This window comes from Microbacterium sp. MYb62 (assembly GCF_002979475.1).
Lineage (GTDB): Bacteria > Actinomycetota > Actinomycetes > Actinomycetales > Microbacteriaceae > Microbacterium.
In genome coordinates, this window is sequence record NZ_PCOY01000017.1 from 56,488 (window position 1) to 80,833 (window position 24,346).

Here is a 24,346-nt window from a genome sequence, read left to right on the forward strand (position 1 = left end):
GGGTCGTGAAGGAAGCCCTGACGAGATGAGCGCCTGAAGCGATGCGTGCCGGAAGCGAACAGTGCTCAGCCGCGGAGGGCGTCGACGATCTTCGCGATCCGGCGCTCGCGCGTCGCCTCCTGCTTGGCCTCGGTCACGCTCCGCGCGTGCTCTTTGCGCACCGAGTACGACAGGGCGTCGAAGGCGGCGCGCAGCGCGGGGTCGGCGTCCAAGGCTGCCGCGAGCTCGGTGGGCACGTCGACGGTGCGCTCGGCGGAATCCACGCGGATCACGGCATCGATCTCCTGATCGATCTCGAGTCCGAGATCGGCGCGCACGGCCTTGCTGAAGCCGATCATGTTCTCGCTGCCCATGCGTGCCAGGCGCAGGCGGGCGGTGCGTCCTCCGATGGTGACGGCCACGGGGAAAGCCTTGCCGGCCCCGAGCGACGCGACCTGCTCGTCGCTGAGCAGGATCGCTGCAGCGGGGCCGCGGCCGGTGAGGACGGTGTGCAGGCGCAGTTCGCTCATGCCGAAAGAGTACGCCCGGGATCCTCGAACTCGGCGGCGAGAATCGCGTTGCGCTCCCGGATCAGCCGGCGCATGTACGCGCGCAGGAACACCGCGTCGACGAGGCTGCCGAGCGGGCCGAACGGCGAGCGGAAGGTCACGGCGTCGCGCATCACAGTGCCGTCCGGATGCTCCTCGAACCGGTGCTCATGCAGGAACGCGGCGAACGGACCGGAGATCTGTCGGTCCGAGAAACCGCGGGGAGGATCGACGTCGAAGGCGATCGAGCGCAGGCGGAAGGGGATGCCGAAGTGGCGCGCCCGCCAGGTCGCGGTCGTGCCCTCGGTGAAGACGCCACCCGCCGGAGCCTCGACCATCGTCTCGCCGTATCGGGCCATGCTCTTCACATGCAGTGCCGGGTCGAGTGATGCGGCGAACACCTCGGCGGGGGACGCGTCGATGATCGTCTCGAGCGCGAACCGGGCCACGTCAGAGCGCTTCGGGCTGCGGACGCGGATCGGCGAAGTCGCCGGCGTCCTTGCGCAGCCGGGCCACGATCGCGACGAGCTCGGCCGCGTCGTCGCGGTTCAGGCCGGGTTCGGCGAAGACGTCGGCGTTGAGGGCCTGCGTGGCGCGCTCGACCAGTTCTCGTCCGGAATCCGTCAGGACGAGCAGGGCGGCGCGTCCGTCGTGCGGGTGCGGTTCCCGCGCGATCAGGCCGTCACGGACCAGGCGCTCGGCCGTGCTCGTGACGGTGGTCGGGTGCACCTGGAGGCGGGCCACCACGCTCGACAGCGGAAGGCTGCCCGCGCGGCTGAAGGCCAGCAGGCGCAGCACCTCGTAGCGGGCGAAACTCAGCGCGAACGGCTTGAGGGCGGCGTCCACGCGGGCCAGCAGCAGCTGCTGGGCACGCATGACCGAGGTGACGACGGCCATGCCGTCGGCGGCATCCGTCCATCCGTGCGCGAGCCATTGCCGCTTCGCCTCGGCGAGCGGATCGATGGGGAGCGGACGGGGTCGGGCCATTTCTCTACGGTAGTGCGGGGAAGGCGCGGTGCGGCGATGGCGCGCGACGCATCCGACGTCGCAACCGATGGTTCTCAGTCGCAAGTGAGCTGGAACTCAGTATCGCGGTCTAGAATTGCAGCAGTCGTGAGGAGCAATCGATGAAGATCTTCGTCCTGGTCAAAGAGGTGCCGGACACCTATGGCGATCGCAAGTTGAATCTCGAGACCGGGCTCGCCGATCGCGCCGCGGGTGATGTCGTCCTCGACGAGATCACGGAGCGGGCGCTCGAGGTCGCGCTCAGCTACGCCGACAAGAACGACGGCACCGAGGTGGTGGCCGTCTCGATGGCTCCGGAAGGCTCCACGGCCTCCGTGCGTCGGGCGCTCGCGATCGGCGCAGGCTCGGCCGTGCACATCGCCGACGAACAGCTCTCCGGCGCCGACCTCGGACTCACCGCCGAGGTGCTCGCCGCCGCGATCCGCCGTGGCGCGCCCGACCTCGTGATCACCGGCAACCTGTCAACCGACGGCTCCGGCGGCGTGCTCCCCGCGATGCTCGCCGAGCACCTCGGATTCGCGCAGGTCACCGCCCTCTCGTCCGTCGAGATCACCGCAGACGGGGTCTCCGGAACGCGTGCGGCCGATGCCGGCAGCCAGCCGGTCTCCGCGGCGCTGCCCGCCGTTATCTCGATCACCGAGGCGCTCCCGGATGCCCGGTTCCCGAACTTCAAGGGCATCATGGCCGCGAAGAAGAAGCCCCTCGAGGTGCTCTCGCTCGCCGACCTCGACGTCTCGGCAGACCCGTCCGCTGCCGCGCGGACCATCATGACCGCCGTGTCGGAGAAGCCCCCGCGGGCGGCCGGCGTGAAGATCACGGATGAGGGCGACGCCGCCGACAAGCTCGTCGACTACCTCGTGCAGAACAGGCTGGTGTGAGATGACTTCCTCCGACAACCCGATCCTCGTCCTGGTCGACGTCGATCCCTCCGGCTACGTGGCCAGCAGCACTGCCGCCCTGATCGGTGCGGCTTCGACGATCGGCTCGCCCGTGGCACTGATCGTCGGCGGCAGTCCGGCCGCCGTGGATCAGGCCGCCGCCGCCGGTGCGTCCATCGTGCTGACGGCCGACGGTGATGCCGGTTCGCTCACGGTTCCGATCGTGGATGCCCTGCAGGCCGCGGCCGCGCAGGTGCGCCCCGACGCCGTGCTCATCTCGAACTCGATCTCCGGTCGTGATGTGGCCGGCCGCTTCGCGGTGCGCACGAAGAGTGCACTGTCGGTCGACGCCGTCGGGGTCTCGCGCGATGACGAGGGCGTCGTCGCCCACCACTCGGTCTACGGCGGGGCCTACCTCGTCGACTCCGCCCCCACCTTCGGCGTTCCGGTGATCACGGTGCGTCAGGGTGCGGTCGATGCGCGCGCCGAAGCCGTACCTTCGCACTCCGTCGAGGTGCTCGATGTCGCGGCATCCGGGGCTGTTGCGGCCACGGCCGGTCCGGTCGAAGCGGTCGAGGTCGCCTCCTCCCGTCCGGAGCTGCGCGGCGCCACGCGTGTCGTCTCCGGTGGTCGCGGTCTCGCGTCGAAGGAGAAGTTCGTGCTCGTCGAGGAGCTCGCCGATGCCCTCGGCGCCGCCGTCGGTGCCTCTCGGGCAGCCGTCGACGCCGGGTACATCCCGCAGTCGCACCAGGTCGGTCAGACCGGGGTCTCGGTGTCGCCGCAGTTGTATGTCGCTCTCGGCATCTCGGGAGCGATCCAGCACCGCGCGGGCATGCAGACGTCGAAGAACATCGTCGCGATCAACAAGGATCCGGAGGCGCCGATCTTCGACGTCGCGGACTTCGGCATCGTCGGCGACGTGTTCGCCGTGGTGCCGCAGGTGATCGCGGCGCTCGAGGCGCGGAAGAAGTAGCCATGGCGACGCGGATGCTGCGACGCGGTCTGCCGCGTGTACCGGGAGGGGAGCCCTGGCCTCCCGCGGCCGAGGTCGCCTCTGCCGCGGAGGCGGCTGTCGTGGACCCCGCTGCCGCGGACACGGACGCCCCGGTTTCCCCGGACGCCACGCGCGCCCCGTCGGCCGACACGCCACATGTCGGACGTTCGGCGGGTCCTGATCCGACATCTGGCGTGTCGGCCCCCGGTGTGACGCCAGGTGCAGGTGCAGGTGCAGGTGCAGGTGCAGGTGCGGGTTCGGGTGTGACGGCAGGGGCGGGTGCGGGTGTGGCGGCGGGGCGCAGCGGCGTCGTCCGCGTCCGTCGGGGCCTGCCTCGTGTCGTCGGAGGTGAACCGTGGCCGCCTGCGGGGGCAGAGCCCTCGCCTCCGGTCGTCCAGCCCGAGACGACCGCCGAGACGACCACGGCGACTGCGGTCGCAGACACTCGCAGCGAGGCACCTGAACTCGCCCCCGCCGCGTCGCAGCCCCGCGAGGACGCTTCGGCTCCGGTCGCCCCCGTCGCTCCGGTCGCGGAGTCGTCCGCCCCGGAATCCCTTTCGAGTGGCGGTATCCGCCGCGGGCTTCCGCGTGTCGTGGGCGGCGAGCCCTGGCCGCCCGCGGAGACGGTTCCCTCGATGGCAGGCGATCCGCTGCCGTCCGCGGTCGACGGATCGGAACCGCAGGACCGGGTCGTGGGGGATGCCGCACCCGCCGCCGTGGCGGATGCCGCACCGGCCCCGGCTGCGGTCGCGGTGCCTGCTCCCGCATCCGCCGTCGCGACCCCGGCGATCGCCGACGTCGCCATTCCGCTCCGCGGAACACGCACGGTCTGGAACGGCCGCGCGCCACGACACATCGACGTCGCGCCGGCATCCGGGCGCCGCCGTCCGACCTGGACGCAGGCGATCGCCGTGCTGCTCGGTGCGGCCGCGCTCGGGCTGATCGCGGGAGCGGCGATCGCCTTCGTGCGCGCGCTCCTCAGCTTCCCCTTCATGCAGGACTTCCTCGCAGCGTTCCCCGGCGAGTACGAGCCGGGCATCGCCGTCGAGCCGGGGTTCGCTCCCTGGATCGGCTGGCAGCATTTCTTCAACATGTTCCTGATGGTGCTGATCATCCGCTCCGGCCTGCAGGTGCGCACCGAGAAGCGACCGACCGTCTTCTGGACGCCCCGCGGCAACGCGAAGGGCAAGATCAGCCTGAACCTCTGGTTCCACCAGTCGCTCGACATCCTGTGGCTCGTGAACGGCGTGATCTTCGTGGTGCTGCTGTTCGTCACCGGGCACTGGGTGCGCATCGTGCCGACGAGCTGGGAGGTGTTCCCGAACGCCCTGTCGGCGGCGCTGCAGTACGTCTCGTTCGACTGGCCGCACGAGAACGGCTGGAACAACTACAACAGCCTGCAGCAGCTCGCCTACTTCGCGACCGTGTTCATCGCCGCCCCGCTCGCGGCGATCACCGGATTCCGCATGTCGGGGCTCTGGCCGAAGAAGGCCGAGAAGCTGTCGAAGGCCTATCCGGTCGAGTGGGCGCGGGCGCTGCACTTCCCGATCATGCTCTACTTCGTGGCGTTCATCATCGCGCACGTCGCCCTGGTGATGCTCACCGGATTCCTGCGCAACCTGAATCACATGTTCGCCTCGCAGGACGCGGTCACCTGGACGGGGTTCTGGGTGTTCATCGTCTCGCTCGTCGTGATCGCGATCGCCTGGGTGGCTGCACGGCCGCTCGTGCTCGCGCCCATCGCGAAGGCGTTCGGAAAGGTCTCCGGACGCTGACACCACGACGCTGACACCACGGCGCTGACACCAGGGCACTGGCACCACGCACTGACACCAGGGCATCCCCGCACGACGCGTCCCCCCGCACGACGGAAGGAAAGATCATGGCCGAGGCATTCATCATCGACGCGGTCCGTTCCCCCGTCGGCCGGCGAGGGGGATCGCTCGCGGGCATCCACCCGGCCGACCTGGGCGCGCACAGCCTGACCGCACTGGTCGAGCGCACGGGCATCGACCCCGGCGCGATCGACGACGTCGTGCTCGGTGCGATCGATGCGATCGGCGGGCAGGCGGGCAACGTGGCGCGCACGGCCGCTCTGGTCGCCGGATTCCCGGAGCACGTGCCGGGCGTGACGATCGACCGCCAGTGCGGTTCGAGCCAACAGGCCGTGCACTTCGCCGCACAGGCCGTGATGAGCGGCACGAGCGACCTCGTGATCGCGGGCGGTCTGCAGAACATGTCGCAGGTGCCGCTGACCGCGGCGGCGACCGTGGGGGAGGCGTACGGCTTCACGACGCCGTACGCCGAGTCGCCCGGTTGGCGCGCGCGCTACGGCGAACAGGAGATCTCGCAGTTCGCGGGTGCCGAGCTGATCGCCGCGAAATGGGACATCTCCCGTGAGGAGATGGAGCAGTACGCCCTGGCGAGTCACCGCCGCGCCGCTCGCGCGCAGGACGAGGGGCGCTTCGCGAAGGAGATCGCTCCGCTGAACGGCCTCGACCACGATGAGGGCGTGCGCCGGGACACCACCCTGGAGCGGATGGCGGGTCTCGCGCCGTTGCGAGAGGGCGGGCGGATCACCGCCGCGGTCTCGTCGCAGATCAGCGATGCCTCCAGCGCGGTGCTCGTCGCGAGCGAACGGGCCGTGCACGCGCACGGGCTCACGCCGCGTGCACGGATCCATCAGATGGCGGTGCGCGGCGCCAGCCCCGTCCTCATGCTCACCGCCCCGATTCCGGCCACCCGGCACGCCCTGGAGCGCGCAGGGCTGCGCATCTCCGACATCGACCTGTTCGAGGTGAACGAGGCCTTCGCTCCCGTGGTGCTCGCCTGGATGCGCGAGCTCGACGCGCCGCACGAGAAGGTCAACGTCAACGGCGGCGGCATCGCGCTCGGCCACCCCATCGGCGCGACCGGCACGCGACTCCTGACGACGATGCTGAACGAACTCGAGCGCACCGGCGGACGCTACGGCCTGCAGGCCATGTGCGAAGGCGGCGGCGTCGCGAACGTGACGATCATCGAACGGCTCTGAGCCGGAGCGAACCGCAACGGACGACGAGAACGGGCCGCCTCCGAGAGGAGACGGCCCGTTCTGCGCGTGTGCTGCGGAGATCAGGGGCGGACGAAGCGGACCTCGGTCAGCGTCTCGCCCAGGAACGGCTCGGTGTGCGTCGCACCGTCGAGGCGGAAGCCGTTGCGCGTGTAGAAGCGGTGCGCGCGGGGGTTGTCCTCGGCGACCCACAGGTACAGCGGCTCATCCTTCTCGACGGCGGCGTCGAACAGCTTCTGGCCGATGCCGGTGGAGTGCCAGGCGTCGAGGAGGTAGATGAAGTACAGCTCTCGGAACGCCGGAGCATCCTTGTCGCGGGCGGGGCCCGAACCGACGAAGCCGACGATCTCGCCGTCGACGAGAGCGGCGTTCATCTTGAACTCGGGGCCCTGCGAGGCCCAGTGCGTCCAGAGCTCTGCCATGCGGCGAGGCGAGACCTTCTCCAGCGCAGCCTTGCTGATCAGGTGGTCGTAGGTCTCGTGCCAGCACTGCGCGTGCACGCGACCGAGGGCTTCCGCATCCACATCACGGACCGGACGGACGATGACTTCAGACTGGGCTTCGGCGCTCATGTTCGTGACTCTACGCGCGGCATCCGCGAAGTGGAAATCGAGTGGATGTTCGATGACACCCGGTGTGCGGGCATGGAGGGTTCGCACAAGGATGTTCGCGGATCGTGTACTCCTGGCTACGATCGATCCTCGTGAACGTGATCTGGCGGACCCTCCTGGTGATCCTCGGCGCTCGCCGCCGCGTGCGGCGGGGGAAGACCCTCGACCCGACGGCCGTGGGCAGCATCCGGATCACCACACTGCCGACCGACCTCGACATCCTGCGCCACATGAACAACGGGCGCTACCTGTCGCTGTTCGATCTCGGGCGCTGGGACCAGCTCATCCGCACCGGCCTGTTCGACGCGATGAAGGATCGCGGCTGGTACGCGGTGGTGTCGAGCGAGACGGTCACGTTCCGCAAGTCGCTGAAGCTGTGGCAGCGGTTCGAGGTGCAGTCGCGGTTCATCGGCCATGACGAGAAGGCGCTGTTCCTGGAGCATCGCGCCGTGGTCGGAGGCGAGATCTACGCCCGGGCGATCGTGCGAGCCAGGATGCTGCGCCGCACGGGCGGCACGGTCAGCAACGAAGAGCTGTTCGCCGCGGTCGGCAAGCCCGAAGGCGTGCCGGAGATCGACGCCTGGGTGCACGACTGGGCCGCGGCTTCCGCCCTCCCGCCCGTGCGGGTGAAGGCTCCGAGCGTCTGGGGCTGATCCCTCGACGCCGGTACCCGCACGATCTAGGGTGATGGTGCACGCCACGCGCACACGGTGGTGCGAAGGGATGCGACGGTGACCGGGACGGCAGCGACGCGGGATCGCCCGCAGCGGGAATGGATGCCCGCGACGATCATCATCCCGATGTTCCTCTCCGCGCTCCTCGTGCTCGTCTGGCTCGGTGCCGGCGCTGTGCTGCTCTGGCTCCTGACGACCTTTCCCACCCCGGCGAACGCGACATCGACGATCCTCTGGGGCGGACTGGTGGTGCTCGGCGTGCTGGTGAACGTCGCCGTGCTGGTCGGGCTCGCGCGGCGCATCTCGTGGCTGCGGTGGGTCGTGGTCGGCCAGGCGCTCGCGATGACGGCGCTGCTCATCGTGACGCCCATCGGGCTCTGGGCCGGTGCCGTCGGCGCCGGCCAGGGGATTCTGCTGTTCGTGCCGTCGGCGCGCCGATGGTTCCGCGGAGCGGATGATCGGCGCCCGGCGTTCTGAGCGCGGAGTGCTCCTCCGGTTTCCGTAAGAACCTCGCTTCTTTCCCCGTCACAGATCCGAAGAGGGGGTGTTCTCGCGGCGTCCCTCAGTACTCTGAGCGGGAAGTCAGGGGCGCAGACGCCCCGGTGATCCCGTCGATGCAGACGGGCGGAGGAGGAAGCAGTGGCAGTCATCGGCATCGTGCGGGAGCCTGCGGGCGAAGCACGGGTCTCGGCCACCCCGGCGACGATCGCGTCGCTCGGGAGGCTGGGCCACACCATCAGGGTCGAACGGGGAGCGGGCGCTGCGGCCTCGTACCCCGATGCGGAGTATGAGGCAGCGGGAGCGGCACTCGTCGACCGGGAGGAGGCGTGGGGGAGCGAGGTCGTGCTCGCGATCACGGCTCCGGGAGTCGAGGAGATCGCGCTCCTCTCCGACGGTGCCACCCTCATCGCACTGCTCTCGCCCGCCCTGCGTCCCGACCTCGTCGACTCGCTCGCACAGCGCGGCATCACGGCGCTCGCGCTCGATGCGGTGCCGCGCATCTCGCGCGCGCAGTCGATGGACGTGCTCAGCTCGATGGCGAACATCGCCGGTTACCGAGCGGTCGTCGAGGCCGCGCATGAGTTCGGCCGCTTCTTCACCGGCCAGGTGACCGCCGCGGGCAAGGTCCCCCCGGCCAAGGTGCTGGTCGCGGGCGCCGGAGTCGCGGGTCTCGCCGCGATCGGCGCGGCATCGAGTCTCGGAGCGATCGTGCGAGCGACCGACCCGCGCCCCGAGGTCGCCGACCAGGTCACCTCGATCGGCGGATCGTACCTCCCGGTCGACGTCGAGGTCGCGGCCTCCACCGACGGCTACGCGAAGGCGACCAGTGCGGACTACGACCGCCGGGCCGCCGAGATCTACACCGAGCAGGCCGCCGACGTCGACATCATCATCACGACCGCGCTCATCCCCGGCCGGGCGGCCCCTCGCCTGATCACCGCATCCGATGTCGCGCAGATGAAGCCGGGCAGCGTGATCGTCGACATGGCCGCCGGCCAGGGCGGCAACGTCGAGGGCTCTGTCGCCGGCGAGCGGGTCGTCTCCGACAACGGCGTGATCATCCTGGGCTACACCGACCTCGCATCACGCCTGGCCGCCCAGGCTTCCCAGCTCTACGGCACGAACCTCGCCAACCTCGTCGCACTGCTGACCCCCGCGAAGGACGGGCAGCTGGTGATCGACTTCGACGACGTGGTGCAGCGCTCGGTCACGGTCGTCCGCGACGGCGAGGTCACCTGGCCTCCGCCCGCCGTGCAGGTCGCGGCCGCCCCCGCCGCGAAGGCCGCGGCGGCACCGGTCGAGATCGCGCCGCCGAAGAAGATGTCCACCGCGCGCAAGGTCACGTTGATCGTCGTGGGCATCGCCGCGCTGTTCGCTGTGAACGCGTTCGCCCCCGCTCCACTCCCGCAGCACTTCACGGTGCTCGTGCTGTCGGTCGTGATCGGGTTCTACGTGATCGGCAAGGTGCACCACGCGCTGCACACCCCGCTCATGTCGGTGACCAATGCCATCTCGGGTGTCATCGTGGTCGGGGCGATGCTGCAGATCACCTCGCCGCTGCCGGTCGTGCAGGTGCTCGCCGCGATCGCCGTGCTGCTGGCCTCCATCAACATCTTCGGAGGTTTCGCGGTCACGCGTCGAATGCTCGCGATGTTCACACTCGGGACATCGGCGAAGGGCGGCCGGAAGTGACCGTCGACGCGCTCGCCGGAGCGGCCTACATCGTCGCCGCCCTGCTGTTCATCCTCAGCCTCGCCGGGCTCAGCCGTCACGAGTCCGCCCGCTCCGGCGTGGTCTACGGCATCGCCGGCATGGCCATCGCGCTGGTCGCGACCGTCGCCCTGACCGTGGCGGATGCGTGGAGCACCGGTGCCTTCCTCGGCCTCGGGCTGCTCGTCGCCGCGGTGCTCATCGGCGCCGCGATCGGCCTGTGGCGAGCCAGGGTCGTGGAGATGACCGGCATGCCGGAGCTCATCGCCCTCCTGCACAGCTTCGTCGGACTCGCCGCCGTGCTCGTCGGCTGGAACGGCTACCTCGCGCACCCGGAGATCGCCCCGGAACTGGTCGGCATCCACAATGCCGAGGTCTTCATCGGGATCTTCATCGGCGGCGTCACCTTCACCGGGTCGATCGTCGCGTACCTCAAGCTCTCGGCGAAGATGTCGTCGAAGCCGCTCATGCTCCCGGGCAAGAACGGGCTCAACATCGGGGCGTTGGTCGCGTTCGTCGCCCTGACCGTGTGGTTCGTGAACGACCAGCAACTGTGGCTCCTGATCGCGGTCACCGTGCTCGCGTTCGCACTGGGCTGGCACCTGGTCGCCTCGATCGGCGGCGGAGACATGCCGGTGGTCGTCTCGATGCTCAACAGCTATTCCGGTTGGGCGGCCGCCGCGGCGGGCTTCCTCCTGAACAACGACCTGCTCATCGTCACGGGCGCCCTGGTCGGCTCCTCCGGTGCCTACCTCTCCTACGTGATGTGCAAGGCCATGAACCGCTCGTTCCTCTCCGTCATCGCGGGCGGATTCGGCATCGCCGCGCCGACTGCCGACGACACCGAGTACGGCGAGCACCGCGAGATCACCGCGGAGAGCGCGGCCGAGATGCTCGTCGCAGCCGGCAGCGTCGTGATCACGCCCGGCTACGGCATGGCGGTCGCGCAGGCGCAGTATCCGGTGGCCGATCTGGTCCGCCGACTCCGCGAGCGGGGCGTGGACGTGCGGTTCGGCATCCATCCGGTCGCGGGGCGCCTTCCCGGCCACATGAACGTGCTGCTGGCCGAGGCCAAGGTGCCGTACGACATCGTCCTGAGCATGGACGAGATCAACGACGACCTCGCCTCGACCGCGGTCGTGCTCGTGATCGGCGCGAACGACACCGTGAACCCGGCCGCCGCCGAAGACCCGGGAAGCCCGATCGCCGGGATGCCGGTGCTCAAGGTGTGGGAAGCCGAGAACGTCATCGTGTTCAAGCGCTCGATGGCCGCCGGCTACGCGGGCGTGCAGAATCCGCTGTTCTTCCGCGACAACGCGTCGATGCTGTTCGGCGACGCGAAGCAGCGCGTGGAGGACATCATCGCCGCACTGTAGCCCGCCCCTCCCCATGCTCACCCAGTTCCGGTCGCACTTCCTGTCGCTCCGCACGCCGGAAAGCGACGGGACATGCGACCGGAACGGGACGAGCACGGGCGGCGCGGCGCGGAATCCGGCGCATCCAGACCTAGGGTGAAAGTCATGGCAGACCTCCCGCCGGATGCCGTGGCATCCGCACCCCTCGCAGACCGTACCGTCGAGCTCGCTCGGCGGTGGGCGATCGAGGCCGCGGCGATCGAACCCGACCCCGCGGCCGCTCGCCTCGCCGGAGTGCTCCAGGACGCGAACGGGCTGCCGTTCACGCTCGGCTTCGTCGACGGCGTCATGCGTCCGGAGAGTCTGACCGCCGCGGCCTCGCAGCTGCACCGGATCGCCCCGATCGTGCCGGAGTTCCTGCCCTGGTATCTGCGCTCGGTCGTGAAGCTGGGCGGCGGTGTCGCGCAGATCCTTCCGTCGCCCGTCGTGCCGATCGCCCGCCGGGTGCTCCGCGACATGGTCGGGCACCTCGTCGTCGATGCACGCCCCGCGAAGCTCGGGGCGGCGATCGAGCGGATCGCGGCGACCGGCTCCCGCCTCAACCTCAACCTGCTCGGTGAGGCGGTGCTGGGCGAGGCGGAGGCGCGGCGACGGCTCGACGGCATCCACGCGCTCATCCAGCGCCCCGACGTCGACTACGTCTCGGTCAAGGTCTCGGCCATCATCAGCCACCTCTCGATGTGGGCGTTCGACGAGGTCGTCGACGAAGTGGTCGACAGGCTCCTGCCGCTCTACGTCACGGCCGCCGCCGACGGCACCTTCATCAACCTCGACATGGAGGAGTACCGCGACCTCGACCTGACGATCGCGGTCTTCACGCGCATCCTGGAGGACCCGCGCCTGGCCGGACTCGAAGCGGGCATCGTGCTGCAGGCCTACCTGCCCGACGCTCTGCCCGCCCTGCAGGAGCTCACCGCCTGGGCGCAGGACCGCGTCGCGCACGGCGGCGCCCGCATCAAGGTGCGACTCGTCAAGGGCGCGAACCTCGCGATGGAGCACGTCGAGGCGCGGATGCACGGCTGGACCCCCGCGACCTACGACACCAAGCTCGACACCGACGCGAACTACCTTCGCTGCCTGGACTGGGCGCTGCAGCCCGAGCACACCGCCGCCGTGAAGCTCGGCGTCGCCGGACACAACCTCTTCGGCATCGCCTACGCGTGGCTGCTGGCAGGTGAGCGGGGCGTGCGCGAGGCCGTGGAGTTCGAGATGCTCCTCGGCATGGCGCAGGGGCAGGTGCAGGCCGTCTCTCGCGAGGTCGGCCCGGTGCTGCTCTACGTGCCCGTGGTGCAGCCCGCGGAGTTCGATGTGGCGATCAGCTACCTGGTGCGGCGGCTCGAGGAGAACGCCTCTGCGGACAACTTCCTCTCCGCCGCGTTCCGCCTCGGCGAGGACGAGTCGCTGTTCCTGCGGGAGCAGGACCGCTTCCTCGACGCGCTCGACAGGGCAGGGGACGACACGCTCCGCATCGGCCCGCGGCGCACACAGGACCGGCTCGCGCCCGTGCACGAGTCCGTGCGCCCGTCACCCGTCGCCCCCGCGCCCGAGACCGACCTCACCCAGGCGGTGCTCGGGATATCCCGCGGCTCCGAGGACGGCGGACGTGAGGCCTTCCTCGAGACCGCCGTGTACTCCGCCCGGGAGATGGAGCAGGATGCCGGCGGCGCCCCCGGCTTCTCGAACACGGCCGACAGCGACCCCGCCCTCCCCGCCAACCGCGACTGGGCGCGCGAGGTGCGCGCGCGCATCCCCGGCTCGGAACTCGGCGTCACCACGATCGAGGTCGCCCGCGTCTCCGACGCCGAAGACCTCGAGCGGATCGTGCAGGGCGTCCGCCGGACGGCCCCGACCTGGGGCGGGCGGCCCGCCGCCGAGCGCGCCGAGGTGCTGCTGCGTGCCGCCGCCGCGCTCGAATCGCGCCGTGGGGATCTCATCGAGGTCGCGGCATCCGAGACGGGCAAGGTCTTCGCCGAAGCCGACGTCGAGGTGAGTGAGGCGGTCGACTTCGCCCGCTACTACGCGGCCAAGGCGCGAGAGCTCGACGCGATCGCCGGTGCCGTGTTCGTCCCGGCATCCGTCACCGTCGTCACGCCGCCCTGGAACTTCCCGCTCGCGATCCCCGCCGGAGGGGTGCTCGCGGCACTCGCCGCGGGCTCCGGCGTCGTCTTCAAGCCCGCCCCTCAGGCTCGCCGCTGCGCTGCCGTGATCGCCGAGACGCTGTGGCAGGCGGGCGTGCCGCGCGACCTCCTCGCGCTCGTCGACATCGAGGAGGGCGAGCTCGGCCGCGAGCTCATCACGCACGACGCCGTCGATCGGGTGATCCTCACCGGTGCGTGGGACACGGCAGCGCTGTTCCGTTCCTGGCGATCCGATCTGCCGCTGCTCGCCGAGACCAGCGGCAAGAACGCGATGATCATCACCCCCTCCGCCGATCTGGATCTCGCGGTCGCCGACCTCGTGAAGAGCGCCTTCGGGCACGCCGGCCAGAAGTGCTCCGCGGCGTCTCTCGCGATCCTCGTGGGACCGGTCGGACGGTCGCCCCGGTTCGCGCGCCAGCTGGCCGACGCCGTGCGGTCGCTGCACGTCGGCCAGCCCACCGATCCGCTGGCCGAGGTGGGACCCGTGATCGAGCGGCCGAAGGGCAAACTCGCCTGGGCGCTGAGCGAGCTCGAGGGCGATGAGCAGTGGCTGATCGAACCGGCGCTCGCCGCAGACGACGACGGCAGCGGACGGCTGTGGCGCCCCGGCATCCGCGTCGGCGTGCAGCCGGGATCGCGCTTCCACACCGAGGAGTTCTTCGGACCGGTGCTCGGCGTGATGCACGCCCCGACGCTCGCGCGTGCCGTCGAGATGCAGAACGCCGTCGCCTACGGGCTCACCGCAGGTCTCCACACGCAGGACCCGGACGACCTCGCGTACTGGCTCGACCGGGTGCAGGCGGGCAACCTGTACGTGAACCGCGGCATCACAGGAGCCATCGTGCAACGGCAGCCGTTCGGCGGGTGGAAGCGCTCCTCCGTCGGGCCCGGCGCCAAGGCCGGTGGGCCGAACTACCTCATCGGCCTGGGCTCGTGGCGCTCGCAGCCGGGCGGCCCGGCATCCAGCACCCTGCACCTGCGGGGCCTCGACTCGCGCATCACGGCGCTGATCGAGTCGGCGCAGTCGTCGCTCGAGTACGAGAGGTTCGAGTGGCTGCGCCGTTCCGCATTGTCGGATGCGCTGGCCTGGGACCGCGAGTTCGGACAGGTGCGCGATGTGTCGCATCTCGGTGTCGAGCGCAACCTGTTCCGCTACCGCCCGGTGCCGGTCGAGATCCGCGCGACCGACGATGCCGCGCTGCAGGACCTGCTGCGGGTCGTGATCGCGGGGGTGCGTTCGGGGGCGAAGTTCGTCATCTCGACCCCGGTCGGGCTGCCCGGTGACGTGCGCCGCGCGCTCGGCGACCTCGACGCCCAGGTGTTCCTCGAGAGCGATGACGAGTGGCTGCAGCGGGTGCTTCGCGCCGAGGAGAGTGAGGGGCCGGCGTCTGCGCCTCGCCCCGATCGGCTGCGTCTGGTCGGGGGTCGCGCCGAGGTCGCGGCCTTGCGTACGGCCCTCGCGACGGCGTCCGCGGGTGATCCGGACCTCGCGGTGTACGACGGCGAGGTGACGGCCGCCGCCCGCATCGAGCTGCTGCCCTTCGTGCACGAGCAGTCGATCTCGATCACCGCGCACCGCTACGGCAACCCCGACCCCTGGAGCAGCGGCGTGATCTGACGCTGCGACGGAGCGGCCATGAAATCGTAGGGAGCGGCGCGTTTCAGGTGGTGGCGAGCGCCATCAGAATTGTGGTCACGATCGCGCCGAGAACGGTGGTGCCACACGTCGCCCACGCGACGAGTCGGCGCTTCTTCTCGGCGGAGCGAAGTATCAACGAGCCGGTGGCTCCACCGATTAGCGCCACAAGACAGAAGATGAGAGCAGTGGCGTTCGCGGCGTCCTTGAGATACGGCGAATCACCCGGCATGTTGATCGTCGCAACGGAGACGCTCACTGACGCAACCAGGGTCCCGATAGCCACAACGCAGGCCAGTATCCAGGGCAAAGCGATCGAGGTCTTCACGAGGTCTCCATTGGTGATCATATCCGCGCCCCGTGCTATCCCCAGGTTCGCCGCCCTAGTCGCGCTTGGGCTGCCCTCCGGTCGGCCTCTCCCTCGATTTCGGACGCGATCTCGGACGCGATCTCGATCACTGCGCACCGCTACGGCAACCCCGACTCCTGGAGCAGCGGCGTGATCTGACGCACACTCCCACTCCGGTCGCACTTCCTGCCGCCCGATCCGCGTTGGTGCGTCAGGAAGTGGGACCGGAACACAACATGTAAAGAATATTTGACTTACGCGGATGCTCGACGTACGCTGAGCGTGTCAAGAATCTTTTACATCGGAGGCATCATGGTCTACGAAGAACGCAATGCATGGGCGGGGCTCATCGTGAGCCCGATCGTGATGGTCGTCTACGTCGTGCTGGTGCTGCAGCAGGCCGCGGGAGGGCCGCTCACCGCCGTCGACTGGTTCCCGCTCATGCTGTGGGTGATCGGCGGCGGCATCGTCGCGACCATCGTCCTCAGCGTCGGGTGGGGAATCATCGCCGGGATGAAGGACCCCGACGGGGTCGGCCGCTCCGACATCCGCGACCGTGACATCAGCCGGATGGGTGGTCGTGTCGAGCAGGGCTTCGTCGTGATCGCCGGCCTCGGGGTGATCGCGCTCTGCGCGGTGGGGGCTGACGTGTTCTGGATCGCGAACACGATGTTCGCCGGATTCGCGGTGTCGGCGCTCGTCGGCGGCATCGCGCGAGTGATCGCCTACCGGCGGGGACTCGTCTGATGGTCAAGCCCACCCTCGTCTCGAACACGATCCGCGCGCATCGCGAACAGGCTGGACTCACTCAGGCCGAACTCGCCCGCACGATCGGCGTGACACGGCAGACGCTCATCGCGATCGAGCAGCAGAAGTACTCGCCGACGCTCGAACTGGCGTTCCAGATCGCCCGCGCGTTCGGTGTGGGCCTCGACGAGCTCTTCGAGTACCCCGACACGTCAGGAGCATCATCATGAGCCGGTCGATGAAGGCGTGGCGCCGGGAGACCTACGGGCCGGCCGGCGGCGTGACCCTCGAACGCATCCCGATCCCGGTGCCCGGCCGCGGCGAAGTGCTGCTGCGGGTGCATGCCACGGCCCTGAACGCGGGGGATGTGCGTCTCCTGCTCGGTGATCCGCTGCTCGTGCGCCCGGTGTTCGGGCTGACCCGTCCGAAGCATCCGGTGCGCGGCATGGAGGTCGCCGGCACCGTGGTCGCCGTGGGGCCGGACGTCGTCGGCGCCGAGATCGGTGAAGACGTCGTCGGCGAGCTCGTCGGTGGCGGAGGCCTCGCCGAGTACGTGTGCGTTCCTGCCTCGCGGCTGGTGCCGATCCCGACCGGCGTCGCGCCGGAGGTCGCCGCCTGTCTGCCGGTCGCCGGTGGCACCGCGTGGCAGGCCCTCGATCTCGCCGGTGTGGGCATCGCCCGTGGTGGTCATGTCGGCGGTGCGACGCCGCGCGTGCTGATCGTCGGCGCCTCCGGGGGCGTCGGCACGTTCGCCGTGCAGCTCGCGGCTCTGCGCGGCGCGGAGGTCTGGGCGACCTGCCGCGATCGGAACGCCCCGCTGATCGAGAAGCTCGGAGCCGTGCGCACGTTCGACCACCGCGAGTCGCCGTTGAGCGGCATTCCGGACGGCCGGTTCGACGCGATCATCGACATCGCCGGAGGGATGCCGCTGCGAGAGCTGAAGCGCCTCGTGGTCTCCGGCGGCACCGTCGTGCTGGTCACCGGAGACGGCGGTCACGTGCTCGGACCCATCCCGCGGATGCTGCGTGCGGCGTTCCTGTCGATCGGCTCGCGGAGCATCCGGCCGCTCGCCGCGACACCCCGTCCCGAGGTTCTGGCGAAGCTCCTCGAGCTCGTCGCCGACGGCCGCCTGGTGCCGGTCGTCGAGCACCGGCATCCCTTCGCCGAGGCATCCGTCGCCCTCGCCCGCCTCGAGGCGGGCCACACGGTCGGCAAGCTCGTCGTCACCGGCACTGCGGTCTGATCCGGTCCAGGCGGGGCGGCGCTCTGGCGGCGTACAGGGGGCGGGTGACACAATGGATTCCGGCGTGCCCGAGTCGCATCTTCCCCGACGCCCGCTCTGAACGAGCGAAGGGTCGAAGGACCGCCGGGCCCCTGGACAGCGTCCGCCGCGCCCGTCCCACGAGGAGAGCATCCATGTCGACGCCTGAAGCCGCCGTCTCCACCGCACCCGCCCGCACCGCACACCACCGCCGCTACCTGATGTGCAAGCCGGAGCACTTCACCGTCAACTACTCCATCAACCCGTGGATGGAGCCGTCGCGCCCCACGGACACCGCCAACGCGGTCGCGCAGTGGCAGAAGCTCCACGACCTCTACATCGAGCTGGGTCACGAGGTCGAGCTCATCGAGCCGCTCGCCGGCTACCCCGACATGGTCTACACGGCCAACGGCGGATTCCTCATCGATGGCCGCGCCTACGTGCCCGAGTTCCGCTTCGTCGAGCGTCAGGGCGAGTCGCCGGCCTTCGCCGACTGGTTCCGCGCCGCCGGCTACGACACCGTGATGCCGAAGGAGGTCAACGAGGGCGAGGGCGACTTCCTGCTCGTCGGCGACGTGATCCTGGCCGGCACCGGCTTCCGCTCCACCGGCGACAGCCACCGCGAGGTCGGCGAGGTCTTCGGCCGCGAGGTCGTGTCGCTGAACCTGGTCGACCCGCGCTTCTACCACCTCGACACCGCGATCGCCGTGCTCGATCCGGTGCAGGGTGTCGAGAACGGCGGCCCGGAGCGCGCGAACATCGCCTACCTTCCCGGCGCGTTCGACGACGCCAGCCGCGCGATCCTGGAGGAGCGCTTCCCCGACGCGATCCTCGTCTCGGATGAAGACGGTTCGGTGTTCGGCCTGAACTCGGCCAGCGACGGCTACAACGTGGTCATCTCGCCGCGGGCGAAGGGGTTCGAGAAGCAGCTGCGCGAGCGCGGCTACAACCCGATCATGATCGACCTGTCCGAGCTGCTGCTCGGCGGTGGCGGCATCAAGTGCTGCACGCTCGAGCTGCGGGGTGCGAAGTGACCGCGGTCGACGAGACCACGAGCTCCGCGACCCCGTCGGGAGAGGCGGGCACCGAGCCGCACGTCGCGCACAACTACCACCCGCTGCCGGTGAACATCGCCCGCGCGGAGGGCGCGTGGGTGACGGACGTCGAGGGCAAGCGCTACCTCGATCTGCTCGCCGCATACTCGGCCGTGAACTTCGGACACCGGCATCCCGCCCTCGTGGCCACCGTCACCGAGCAGCTCGGGCGGGTCGCACTGGTCAGCCGCGCGTTCCAGAGCGATCGGCTCGAGCCGTTCGCGGCAGCGCTCGCCGAGCTCGCGGGCAAAGACCTCGTGCTGCCGATGAACACCGGCGCCGAGGCTGTCGAGACCGGCATCAAGGTCGCCCGTGCGTGGGGCTACCGGGTGAAGGGCATCCCCGAGGGCAAGGCGCGCATCATCGTCGCCGCCGGCAACTTCCACGGCCGCACGACCACGATCGTGAGCTTCAGCGACGACGAGACGGCGCGTGACGACTTCGGTCCGTACACGCCGGGCTTCGATGTGGTGCCCTACGGCGACGCGGATGCCATCGCGGCGGCCATCACCGACGACACGGCGGCCGTGCTGGTGGAGCCGATCCAGGGCGAGGCGGGAGTGGTGATCCCTCCGGGGGGGTACCTGCGCCGGATCCGCGAGATCTGCGACGAGAAGAACGTGCTGTTCATCGCCGACGAGATCCAGGCGGGTCTCGGCCGTGTGGGAGAGACCTTCGCGTGCGACCGCGAGGGTGTCGTGCCCGACCTGTACCTGCTCGGCAAGGCGCTCGGCGGCGGCATCCTCCCGGTCTCTGCGGTGGTCGGGAACAGCGACGTCCTGGGCGTGATCCGTCCGGGCGAGCACGGCTCGACCTTCGGTGGGAACCCGCTCGCCGCGGCCGTGGGGCTGCGCGTTGTCGAGATGCTGCAGACCGGCGAGTTCCAGGAGCGTGCACGGGCACTCGGCGCGCATCTGGCACAGGCTCTCGATCCTCTGATCGGTCATGGCGTCACCGCGGTGCGCATCGCGGGGCTGTGGGCCGGCGTCGACATCGATCCGGCGAAGGGCACAGGGCGGGAGATCGCCGAGAAGCTCCTCGAGCGCGGGGTGCTCGTGAAGGACACGCACGGCCAGACCGTCCGCATCGCGCCGCCGCTCGTGATCCGCGCGACCGAGCTCGACTGGGCGGTGGAGCAGCTCAAGCTCGTGCTGGGCGCCTAGACCCGACTGGCCTAGACCCGACTGGCCTAGACCCGACTGGCCTAGACCCGACTGGCCTAGACCCGAATGGCCTAGGCCCGACTCGCTAGGCTCGGCCGCGGGGGGATCCATGGACACGAGTGATGCCGGGGCCCCTCGCGCGCCCGCGCGGGGGATCCATCGCGCGGTCTGGTCGTGGTGGCAGGGCCTGAACTGGCTCCTGCCGGTGGCGACGGCCGTGGTGGTCGGCGTGCTGATGCCTCCGTCGCCGGGACTGCTCGCCCTGATCCCGGTGACCGCCCTCGCCATCGGCCTCGGCTCGCTTCCGCGCGCCGTGCTCCGCTGGCGGAAGGCCGTCTCGATGCCTCCGCCGATCACCGGTCTGGTGCTGTTGAACGCGTGGAGCTGGACGGCCGCGGCCCTGGCGCCGGTCCTGTTGAGTCGATGGATGGAGATGTTCGACGGCGTCGAGCGCGCCTACTTCGTCGTGGTGGCCATCGCGTGCCTCGCGTGGGTGGCACTCCTCGCGACCGCGATCTTCGTTCCGCTCGACACGGAATCACCGCGGAGGTGGACGACGCTCGCCTGGCTCGCCGCGTTCGTCTCTCCGCTCGCGCTGGTCGGAGCTCTGTCGATCGGACTGCTGCTCGTCGGGGAGAGTCGATGAGCGCGGGCCCCGCACGCTGACCGATGGCTCGCGGACGCGGGCAACGCCACCGCAGGGGAGGGCCGTGCCCTGGGGTGGCGACGGCTGGCGGTGGCGTTGCCCTCGTGCGTGCTCAGGCCGGAGGGGAGTCCGGGTCGAGCGTCTTCAGAGTGTCTTCTTCGGCCGCGTTGTCGGCGTCGAGCTGATCCGCGGTGTTCTCGTCGCCGCCCAATGGGGAGCGGTGACCCTGGCCGGCATCGCCCTGGATCGCGCCGCCGGTCGACTCGCCCCGTGAGCTGTCGCCCTGGATCGCGCCGCCCGTGCCGTCGCCCTGACCGGTGTCCTCGTCGGGGACGCCGGTTCCGGGCGCACCCTCGGCCGGGTCCTGCGGGTGGGGTGTGCGTTCGGTGTTCTCGTCCATGTGTCGACGGTACGGCCGCGCCCCTCACCTCGTGGAGGGCGTTGACAAATCCCGCGAGGAGGGTCAGTCCTCGAGGCCGCGTCTCTTGGCGCTCCGGATCGGCGTGGTCACGGCGGCCTCGTCGCTGAACTCGATCGGATCGACCTCGATGACGCTGAGCGGTCGGGTCTCATCGAGCGTGAGCAGGAAGCGGCGGTTCTCGTCGCGCCGGAGGCGGCCGGAGGTGGCCACCCAGATCACGCCGATCGCACAGGCGACGAATCCGGCCGTGCCGCCGAGCATGATCGCGGCACGCGGGCCGAAGGTGTCGGCGACCCACCCGGCGATGGGAGCGCCGATCGGGGTCGAACCCATGATGACCGCCATGTACAGGGCGAGCACACGTCCGCGCAGGGCGGGGTCGGTCGTGATCTGCACGTAGCCGTTGGCCGTGGTCAGGAGCGTCACGATCATGAATCCGGTGAACGTGAGGGTGACCGCGTACGAGGCGTACGTCGGCATCGCGGACGACACGAACGCGGCGATGCCGAAACCGCCGGCGGCGAGGATCACGACCCGCACGCGCGCGCGATCCCGGCGTGCGGCGAGCAGCGCGCCGATGAGGGAGCCGATCGCGAGCACCGAGCTGAGCACCCCGTAGCCGTCGGCGCCCGCTCCGAACTCGAGCGCCATGGTCGAGGCGAAGATGGGGAAGTTCATGCCGAAGGCGCCGAGCAGGAACACCGTCACGAACACGACCCGCAGATCGCTGCGCCCCCACACGTAGCGGAAGCCGGCGGCGAGGCCCCCGCGGTTGCGGCTCTTCAGTCGCGGGGCGAGCAGGCTGCGGCGCATGAGCATCAGAGCCAGGAGCATCGCCAGGAACGTCGCGGCGTTCACGATGAACACCCACCCCGATCCGATGGCCACGATCAGCAGACCGCCGACCGCGGGGCCGACCATCCGTGCGAGGTTGAACGACGCCGAGTTGAGCGCGACGGCGTTCGAGGTGTCGCCGGTCGAGACCATGTCGGAGACGAAGGCCTGCCTGGCGGGAGCGTCGAAGGCGTTCACGACGCCGAACCCGAGGGCGAAGGCGAACATCATCGGCAGCGTCATCACATCGTTCAGCAGCAGCACGCCGACCGCGATGGCCAGGCCGAGGAGGGCCGACTGGGTGGCGAACAGGATGTGCCGCCGGTCGAAGCGGTCAGCTACCCATCCGGTCAGGCTCACGAGTACGAGCGGAGGACCGAACTGCAGAGCCATCGTGACGCCCATCGCCGTGGCGTCGTTGTCGGTCAGCTCGGTGAGCACCACCCAGTCCTGGGCGGTCGCCTGCATCCAGCCGCCGACGTTCGAGATCAGGGCGCCCGCGAACCAGATCCGGTAGTTGATGTTCGCGAAGGAGCGGAACATGGCGCTCATCGCTCCACCGCCCTCCGCATCAGGGCGCTGGCTTCGCGCAAGGTGGTGAGCTCGGCCTCGGTGTAATCGACCTCGCGCAGCATGTCGGCCAGCAGCTCGTCGCGGCGGCGGATGGTCTCGACGACGATCGCGGTGCCGGCCTCGGTGATGTCGACCTGCACGCGACGGCGGTCGTCTTCATCGGGAGTGCGCACGACGAAGCCCTGCTCCTCGAGGCCGTTGATCGTGCTGGTCATCGATGGGGCGGTCACCCGCTCGCGCTCTGCGAGGGTCGAGACGGTGCGGCGCCCGTTCATGCGCAGGTCGGCGAGCACCGCCAGCTGCGCGTCGCTCATCGAGTCGGCGGCGCGTGCGCAACGAAGGCGGCGGGCCAGCCGGAACGTGGCCATGCGAAGGTCTGTGGCGGTGAGGTGGAGGGATTCATCAGACGCAGACATTACTTAGATAGCCTATCTAATTTTCCGAACGCCGTGGGGGTACCGGGCAGAATGAAGGGGTGAACCCGAACCTCGCTCTGGAAATCGCTGTGCAGGATCCCGCAGGAGTGCGCATCGCCGCAGAGGTCGGCGCCGCCCGCGTCGAGCTCGCGACCGCGCTCGCGCTCGGCGGGCTCACCCCGTCGCCGGCGACGCTGGAGCTCGCCGTCGAAGCCGCGGGAGCCGACGGCCCCGAGGTGCACGTGCTGATCCGGCCCCGTGCCGGTGGCTTCCACTATGACGAGGATGAGCTCGCCGTCGCCGAGCGCGACGTGCGCCGTGCGATCGCCGGCGGCGCGGCCGGTGTGGTCATCGGGGCGCTCGACGACGCCGGTCGCCTCGATCTCTTCGCTATGGCCCGCCTGCGCGACGCCGCGGGCGGCGCGCCCGCGACCCTGCACCGCGCGATCGACGTGACGGCCGACCCGGTCGCGACGCTGCAGAGCGCCAGGGAGCTCGGCCTGAGCCGCGTGCTCACCTCCGGCGGCGCATCCGCGGCGATCGACGGCATCGACACGCTGCGAGCGCTCGTCGCCGCGGCCGAGGGGGAGATCGAGATCATGGCCGGCAGCGGGGTCGACGTCACCAGCGCTCCGGTGCTCGCCGCCGCCGGTGTGGACGCGATCCACTTCTCCGCCAAGCGCGCCGTGACCGAAGACGGCGGCGTGCGCATGGGGTCGGCCTCCGACGGGGTCGGCGGCTACGAGGTCACCGATCGCGACATCGCTTTCGCGATCCGGGATGCCCTCGCCCGGTAGCCGCTCGCAACGCGTGGTGGGTAGGCTCGCACCGTGATGGATACCCGCGAGTTCACCGACGCCTATGGCATCGACATCGTCTACGACGTCCATCCTGCGGAGGGCACACCCCGCGGTGTGGTGCAGCTGCTGCACGGCGTCGGCGAGCATGCCGGGAGATACGGTGCGCTGATCGCCGCGCTCACCGCCGCCGGCTTCCACGTCTACGCCGATGATCACCGTGGACACGGGCGCACCGGCATCCGTCAGCACGGCGGCCCCGAGAAGCTCGGCAGGCTCGGCAAGGGCGGGCTGCGCGCGGCTGAGGAGGCGGTGTGGCAGCTGACCGGAATCATCCGCGACGAGAATCCCGACCTTCCGCTCGTGCTGCTCGGGCACTCCTGGGGCTCGTTCCTGGCGCAGATGCTCGTCAACGACCACCCCGAGGCCTGGGATGCCGTCATCCTCTCCGGCTCGGCGCTGCGGATGCCCGGCTCGCTGAACGCCGCGCCCCTGAATGCGCGCTGGGCAGGCGACGGCGCGACCGGGCTCGAGTGGCTCAGCCGCGACCCGGCGGTGTGGACCGCGTTCGACGAGGACCCGCTGACCACCGACGTCCCGCTGCTCAAGCTCTTCGGCCCGGTCGAGGCGGCCAAGCTCTACGGGCGACCGGCGAAGGACCTGGGCCATGACATCCCGATGCTGCTGCTCGTCGGCCGCGACGACCCGGTGGGCGGGCCGCGCAGCGTGCACAAGCTCGCCGACGAGTACCGCAGCCGCTCCGGACTCACCGACGTCACGACGCTCGTCTACCCCGACGCCCGCCACGAGATCTTCGCGGAGCTGCAGCAGGATGAGGTGCGTGCCGACGTCCTCGCCTGGCTCGACAAGCACATCCCCGCCC

The 24,346-nt window shown here is 70.1% G+C and carries 25 protein-coding genes; 17 read left to right on the plus strand and 8 right to left on the minus strand.

The features are described 5' to 3' along the window. Positions 1–65: 65 nt before the first annotated feature. From CQ042_RS15170 to CQ042_RS15180, 3 genes are read right to left on the minus strand one after another with little or no spacing between them, the layout of a single operon-like run. Entirely contained in the window at positions 66–509 is a 444-nt protein-coding gene (locus CQ042_RS15170) for a YdeI/OmpD-associated family protein (RefSeq protein ID WP_105671290.1), read from the minus strand. Beyond that, positions 506–976 (minus strand): SRPBCC family protein, encoded by a 471-nt coding sequence (locus CQ042_RS15175; RefSeq protein WP_105671291.1) that lies wholly within the window; start codon positions 974–976, stop codon positions 506–508. Before CQ042_RS15175 ends, CQ042_RS15170 begins: the two co-directional genes overlap by 4 nt. Position 977: 1 nt before the next feature. Continuing rightward, positions 978–1,514, minus strand: coding sequence for a MarR family winged helix-turn-helix transcriptional regulator (locus CQ042_RS15180; RefSeq protein ID WP_105671292.1), 537 nt, complete (start codon positions 1,512–1,514; stop codon positions 978–980). A 140-nt stretch (positions 1,515–1,654) separates the two neighbouring features. On the opposite strand from CQ042_RS15180, the gene CQ042_RS15185 reads away from it, so the two are divergent. The 4 genes from CQ042_RS15185 (at position 1,655) to CQ042_RS15200 (ending at position 6,459) form a co-directional block, all read left to right on the plus strand. Continuing rightward, positions 1,655–2,431: an electron transfer flavoprotein subunit beta/FixA family protein gene (locus CQ042_RS15185; protein ID WP_105671293.1), complete on the plus strand. Its 777-nt coding sequence runs from the start codon at positions 1,655–1,657 to the stop codon at positions 2,429–2,431. A gap of 1 nt (position 2,432) precedes the next feature. Then, positions 2,433–3,404 (plus strand): electron transfer flavoprotein subunit alpha/FixB family protein, encoded by a 972-nt coding sequence (locus tag CQ042_RS15190; RefSeq protein WP_105671294.1) that lies wholly within the window; start codon positions 2,433–2,435, stop codon positions 3,402–3,404. Between the two features lie 2 nt (positions 3,405–3,406). Next, entirely contained in the window at positions 3,407–5,200 is a 1,794-nt protein-coding gene (locus CQ042_RS15195; protein ID WP_105671295.1) for a cytochrome b/b6 domain-containing protein, read from the plus strand. 107 nt (positions 5,201–5,307) lie between these two features. Next, positions 5,308–6,459, plus strand: a complete 1,152-nt coding sequence (locus tag CQ042_RS15200; protein WP_105671296.1) for an acetyl-CoA C-acetyltransferase — start codon at positions 5,308–5,310, stop codon at positions 6,457–6,459. Between the two features lie 80 nt (positions 6,460–6,539). On the opposite strand, the gene CQ042_RS15205 is transcribed toward CQ042_RS15200, so the two are convergent. After that, positions 6,540–7,049, minus strand: a complete 510-nt coding sequence (locus CQ042_RS15205) for a GNAT family N-acetyltransferase (protein WP_181157591.1) — start codon at positions 7,047–7,049, stop codon at positions 6,540–6,542. 131 nt (positions 7,050–7,180) lie between these two features. On the opposite strand from CQ042_RS15205, the gene CQ042_RS15210 reads away from it, so the two are divergent. The 5 genes from CQ042_RS15210 to CQ042_RS15230 all read left to right on the plus strand — a co-directional run bounded on the left by CQ042_RS15210 (position 7,181) and on the right by CQ042_RS15230 (position 15,144). Next, positions 7,181–7,741 (plus strand): acyl-CoA thioesterase, encoded by a 561-nt coding sequence (locus tag CQ042_RS15210; RefSeq protein ID WP_105671316.1) that lies wholly within the window; start codon positions 7,181–7,183, stop codon positions 7,739–7,741. Between the two features lie 78 nt (positions 7,742–7,819). After that, positions 7,820–8,239 carry a hypothetical protein gene (locus tag CQ042_RS15215; RefSeq protein WP_146115412.1) on the plus strand — a complete coding sequence of 140 codons (420 nt, stop codon included), beginning with the start codon at positions 7,820–7,822 and terminating at the stop codon, positions 8,237–8,239. 162 nt (positions 8,240–8,401) lie between these two features. Continuing rightward, positions 8,402–9,955 (plus strand): Re/Si-specific NAD(P)(+) transhydrogenase subunit alpha, encoded by a 1,554-nt coding sequence (locus CQ042_RS15220; protein ID WP_105671299.1) that lies wholly within the window; start codon positions 8,402–8,404, stop codon positions 9,953–9,955. Continuing rightward, on the plus strand, positions 9,952–11,349 hold the full coding sequence (gene pntB / locus CQ042_RS15225; protein ID WP_105671300.1) for a Re/Si-specific NAD(P)(+) transhydrogenase subunit beta: 1,398 nt from the start codon (positions 9,952–9,954) through the stop codon (positions 11,347–11,349). The genes CQ042_RS15220 and pntB overlap by 4 nt, the downstream gene beginning before the upstream one ends. A 144-nt stretch (positions 11,350–11,493) precedes the next feature. Next, a complete protein-coding gene (locus tag CQ042_RS15230; protein WP_105671301.1) occupies positions 11,494–15,144 on the plus strand; it encodes a bifunctional proline dehydrogenase/L-glutamate gamma-semialdehyde dehydrogenase in 3,651 nt (1,216 codons plus the stop codon). Between the two features lie 43 nt (positions 15,145–15,187). Here CQ042_RS15230 and CQ042_RS15235 read toward each other — a convergent pair whose 3' ends face one another. After that, entirely contained in the window at positions 15,188–15,490 is a 303-nt protein-coding gene (locus CQ042_RS15235; RefSeq protein WP_146115413.1) for a hypothetical protein, read from the minus strand. A gap of 333 nt (positions 15,491–15,823) precedes the next feature. On the opposite strand from CQ042_RS15235, the gene CQ042_RS15240 reads away from it, so the two are divergent. The 6 genes from CQ042_RS15240 to CQ042_RS15265 all read left to right on the plus strand — a co-directional run bounded on the left by CQ042_RS15240 (position 15,824) and on the right by CQ042_RS15265 (position 20,422). Further along, on the plus strand, positions 15,824–16,258 hold the full coding sequence (locus CQ042_RS15240) for a hypothetical protein (protein ID WP_105671303.1): 435 nt from the start codon (positions 15,824–15,826) through the stop codon (positions 16,256–16,258). Further along, positions 16,258–16,488, plus strand: a complete 231-nt coding sequence (locus CQ042_RS15245; protein WP_105671304.1) for a helix-turn-helix transcriptional regulator — start codon at positions 16,258–16,260, stop codon at positions 16,486–16,488. The genes CQ042_RS15240 and CQ042_RS15245 overlap by 1 nt, the downstream gene beginning before the upstream one ends. Further along, positions 16,485–17,501, plus strand: a complete 1,017-nt coding sequence (locus tag CQ042_RS15250; RefSeq protein WP_105671305.1) for an NAD(P)-dependent alcohol dehydrogenase — start codon at positions 16,485–16,487, stop codon at positions 17,499–17,501. Before CQ042_RS15245 ends, CQ042_RS15250 begins: the two co-directional genes overlap by 4 nt. Before the next feature lie 173 nt (positions 17,502–17,674). Beyond that, positions 17,675–18,553 (plus strand): dimethylargininase, encoded by an 879-nt coding sequence (gene ddaH, locus CQ042_RS15255; RefSeq protein ID WP_105671306.1) that lies wholly within the window; start codon positions 17,675–17,677, stop codon positions 18,551–18,553. Beyond that, complete coding sequence (rocD, locus tag CQ042_RS15260; RefSeq protein WP_105671307.1) at positions 18,550–19,776, plus strand: ornithine--oxo-acid transaminase; 1,227 nt, start codon at positions 18,550–18,552, stop codon at positions 19,774–19,776. Before ddaH ends, rocD begins: the two co-directional genes overlap by 4 nt. Before the next feature lie 109 nt (positions 19,777–19,885). Beyond that, positions 19,886–20,422, plus strand: coding sequence for a hypothetical protein (locus CQ042_RS15265; RefSeq protein ID WP_105671308.1), 537 nt, complete (start codon positions 19,886–19,888; stop codon positions 20,420–20,422). A 112-nt stretch (positions 20,423–20,534) separates the two neighbouring features. Here CQ042_RS15265 and CQ042_RS15270 read toward each other — a convergent pair whose 3' ends face one another. The 3 genes from CQ042_RS15270 to CQ042_RS15280 form a co-directional block, all read right to left on the minus strand. Continuing rightward, positions 20,535–20,822: a hypothetical protein gene (locus tag CQ042_RS15270; protein WP_105671309.1), complete on the minus strand. Its 288-nt coding sequence runs from the start codon at positions 20,820–20,822 to the stop codon at positions 20,535–20,537. Positions 20,823–20,885: 63 nt separating this feature from the next. Continuing rightward, complete coding sequence (locus tag CQ042_RS15275; RefSeq protein WP_105671317.1) at positions 20,886–22,220, minus strand: MFS transporter; 1,335 nt, start codon at positions 22,218–22,220, stop codon at positions 20,886–20,888. 5 nt (positions 22,221–22,225) lie between these two features. Further along, the gene (locus tag CQ042_RS15280; protein WP_105671310.1) at positions 22,226–22,666 is read right to left on the minus strand and encodes a MarR family winged helix-turn-helix transcriptional regulator; all 441 of its coding nucleotides are present in this window, start codon (positions 22,664–22,666) and stop codon (positions 22,226–22,228) included. 59 nt (positions 22,667–22,725) lie between these two features. On the opposite strand from CQ042_RS15280, the gene CQ042_RS15285 reads away from it, so the two are divergent. Further along, the gene (locus CQ042_RS15285) at positions 22,726–23,463 is read left to right on the plus strand and encodes a copper homeostasis protein CutC (protein ID WP_105671311.1); all 738 of its coding nucleotides are present in this window, start codon (positions 22,726–22,728) and stop codon (positions 23,461–23,463) included. Between the two features lie 36 nt (positions 23,464–23,499). Beyond that, positions 23,500–24,346, plus strand: an 847-nt coding sequence (locus tag CQ042_RS15290; protein ID WP_105671312.1) for an alpha/beta fold hydrolase, incomplete at its 3' end; no start/stop codon positions are given.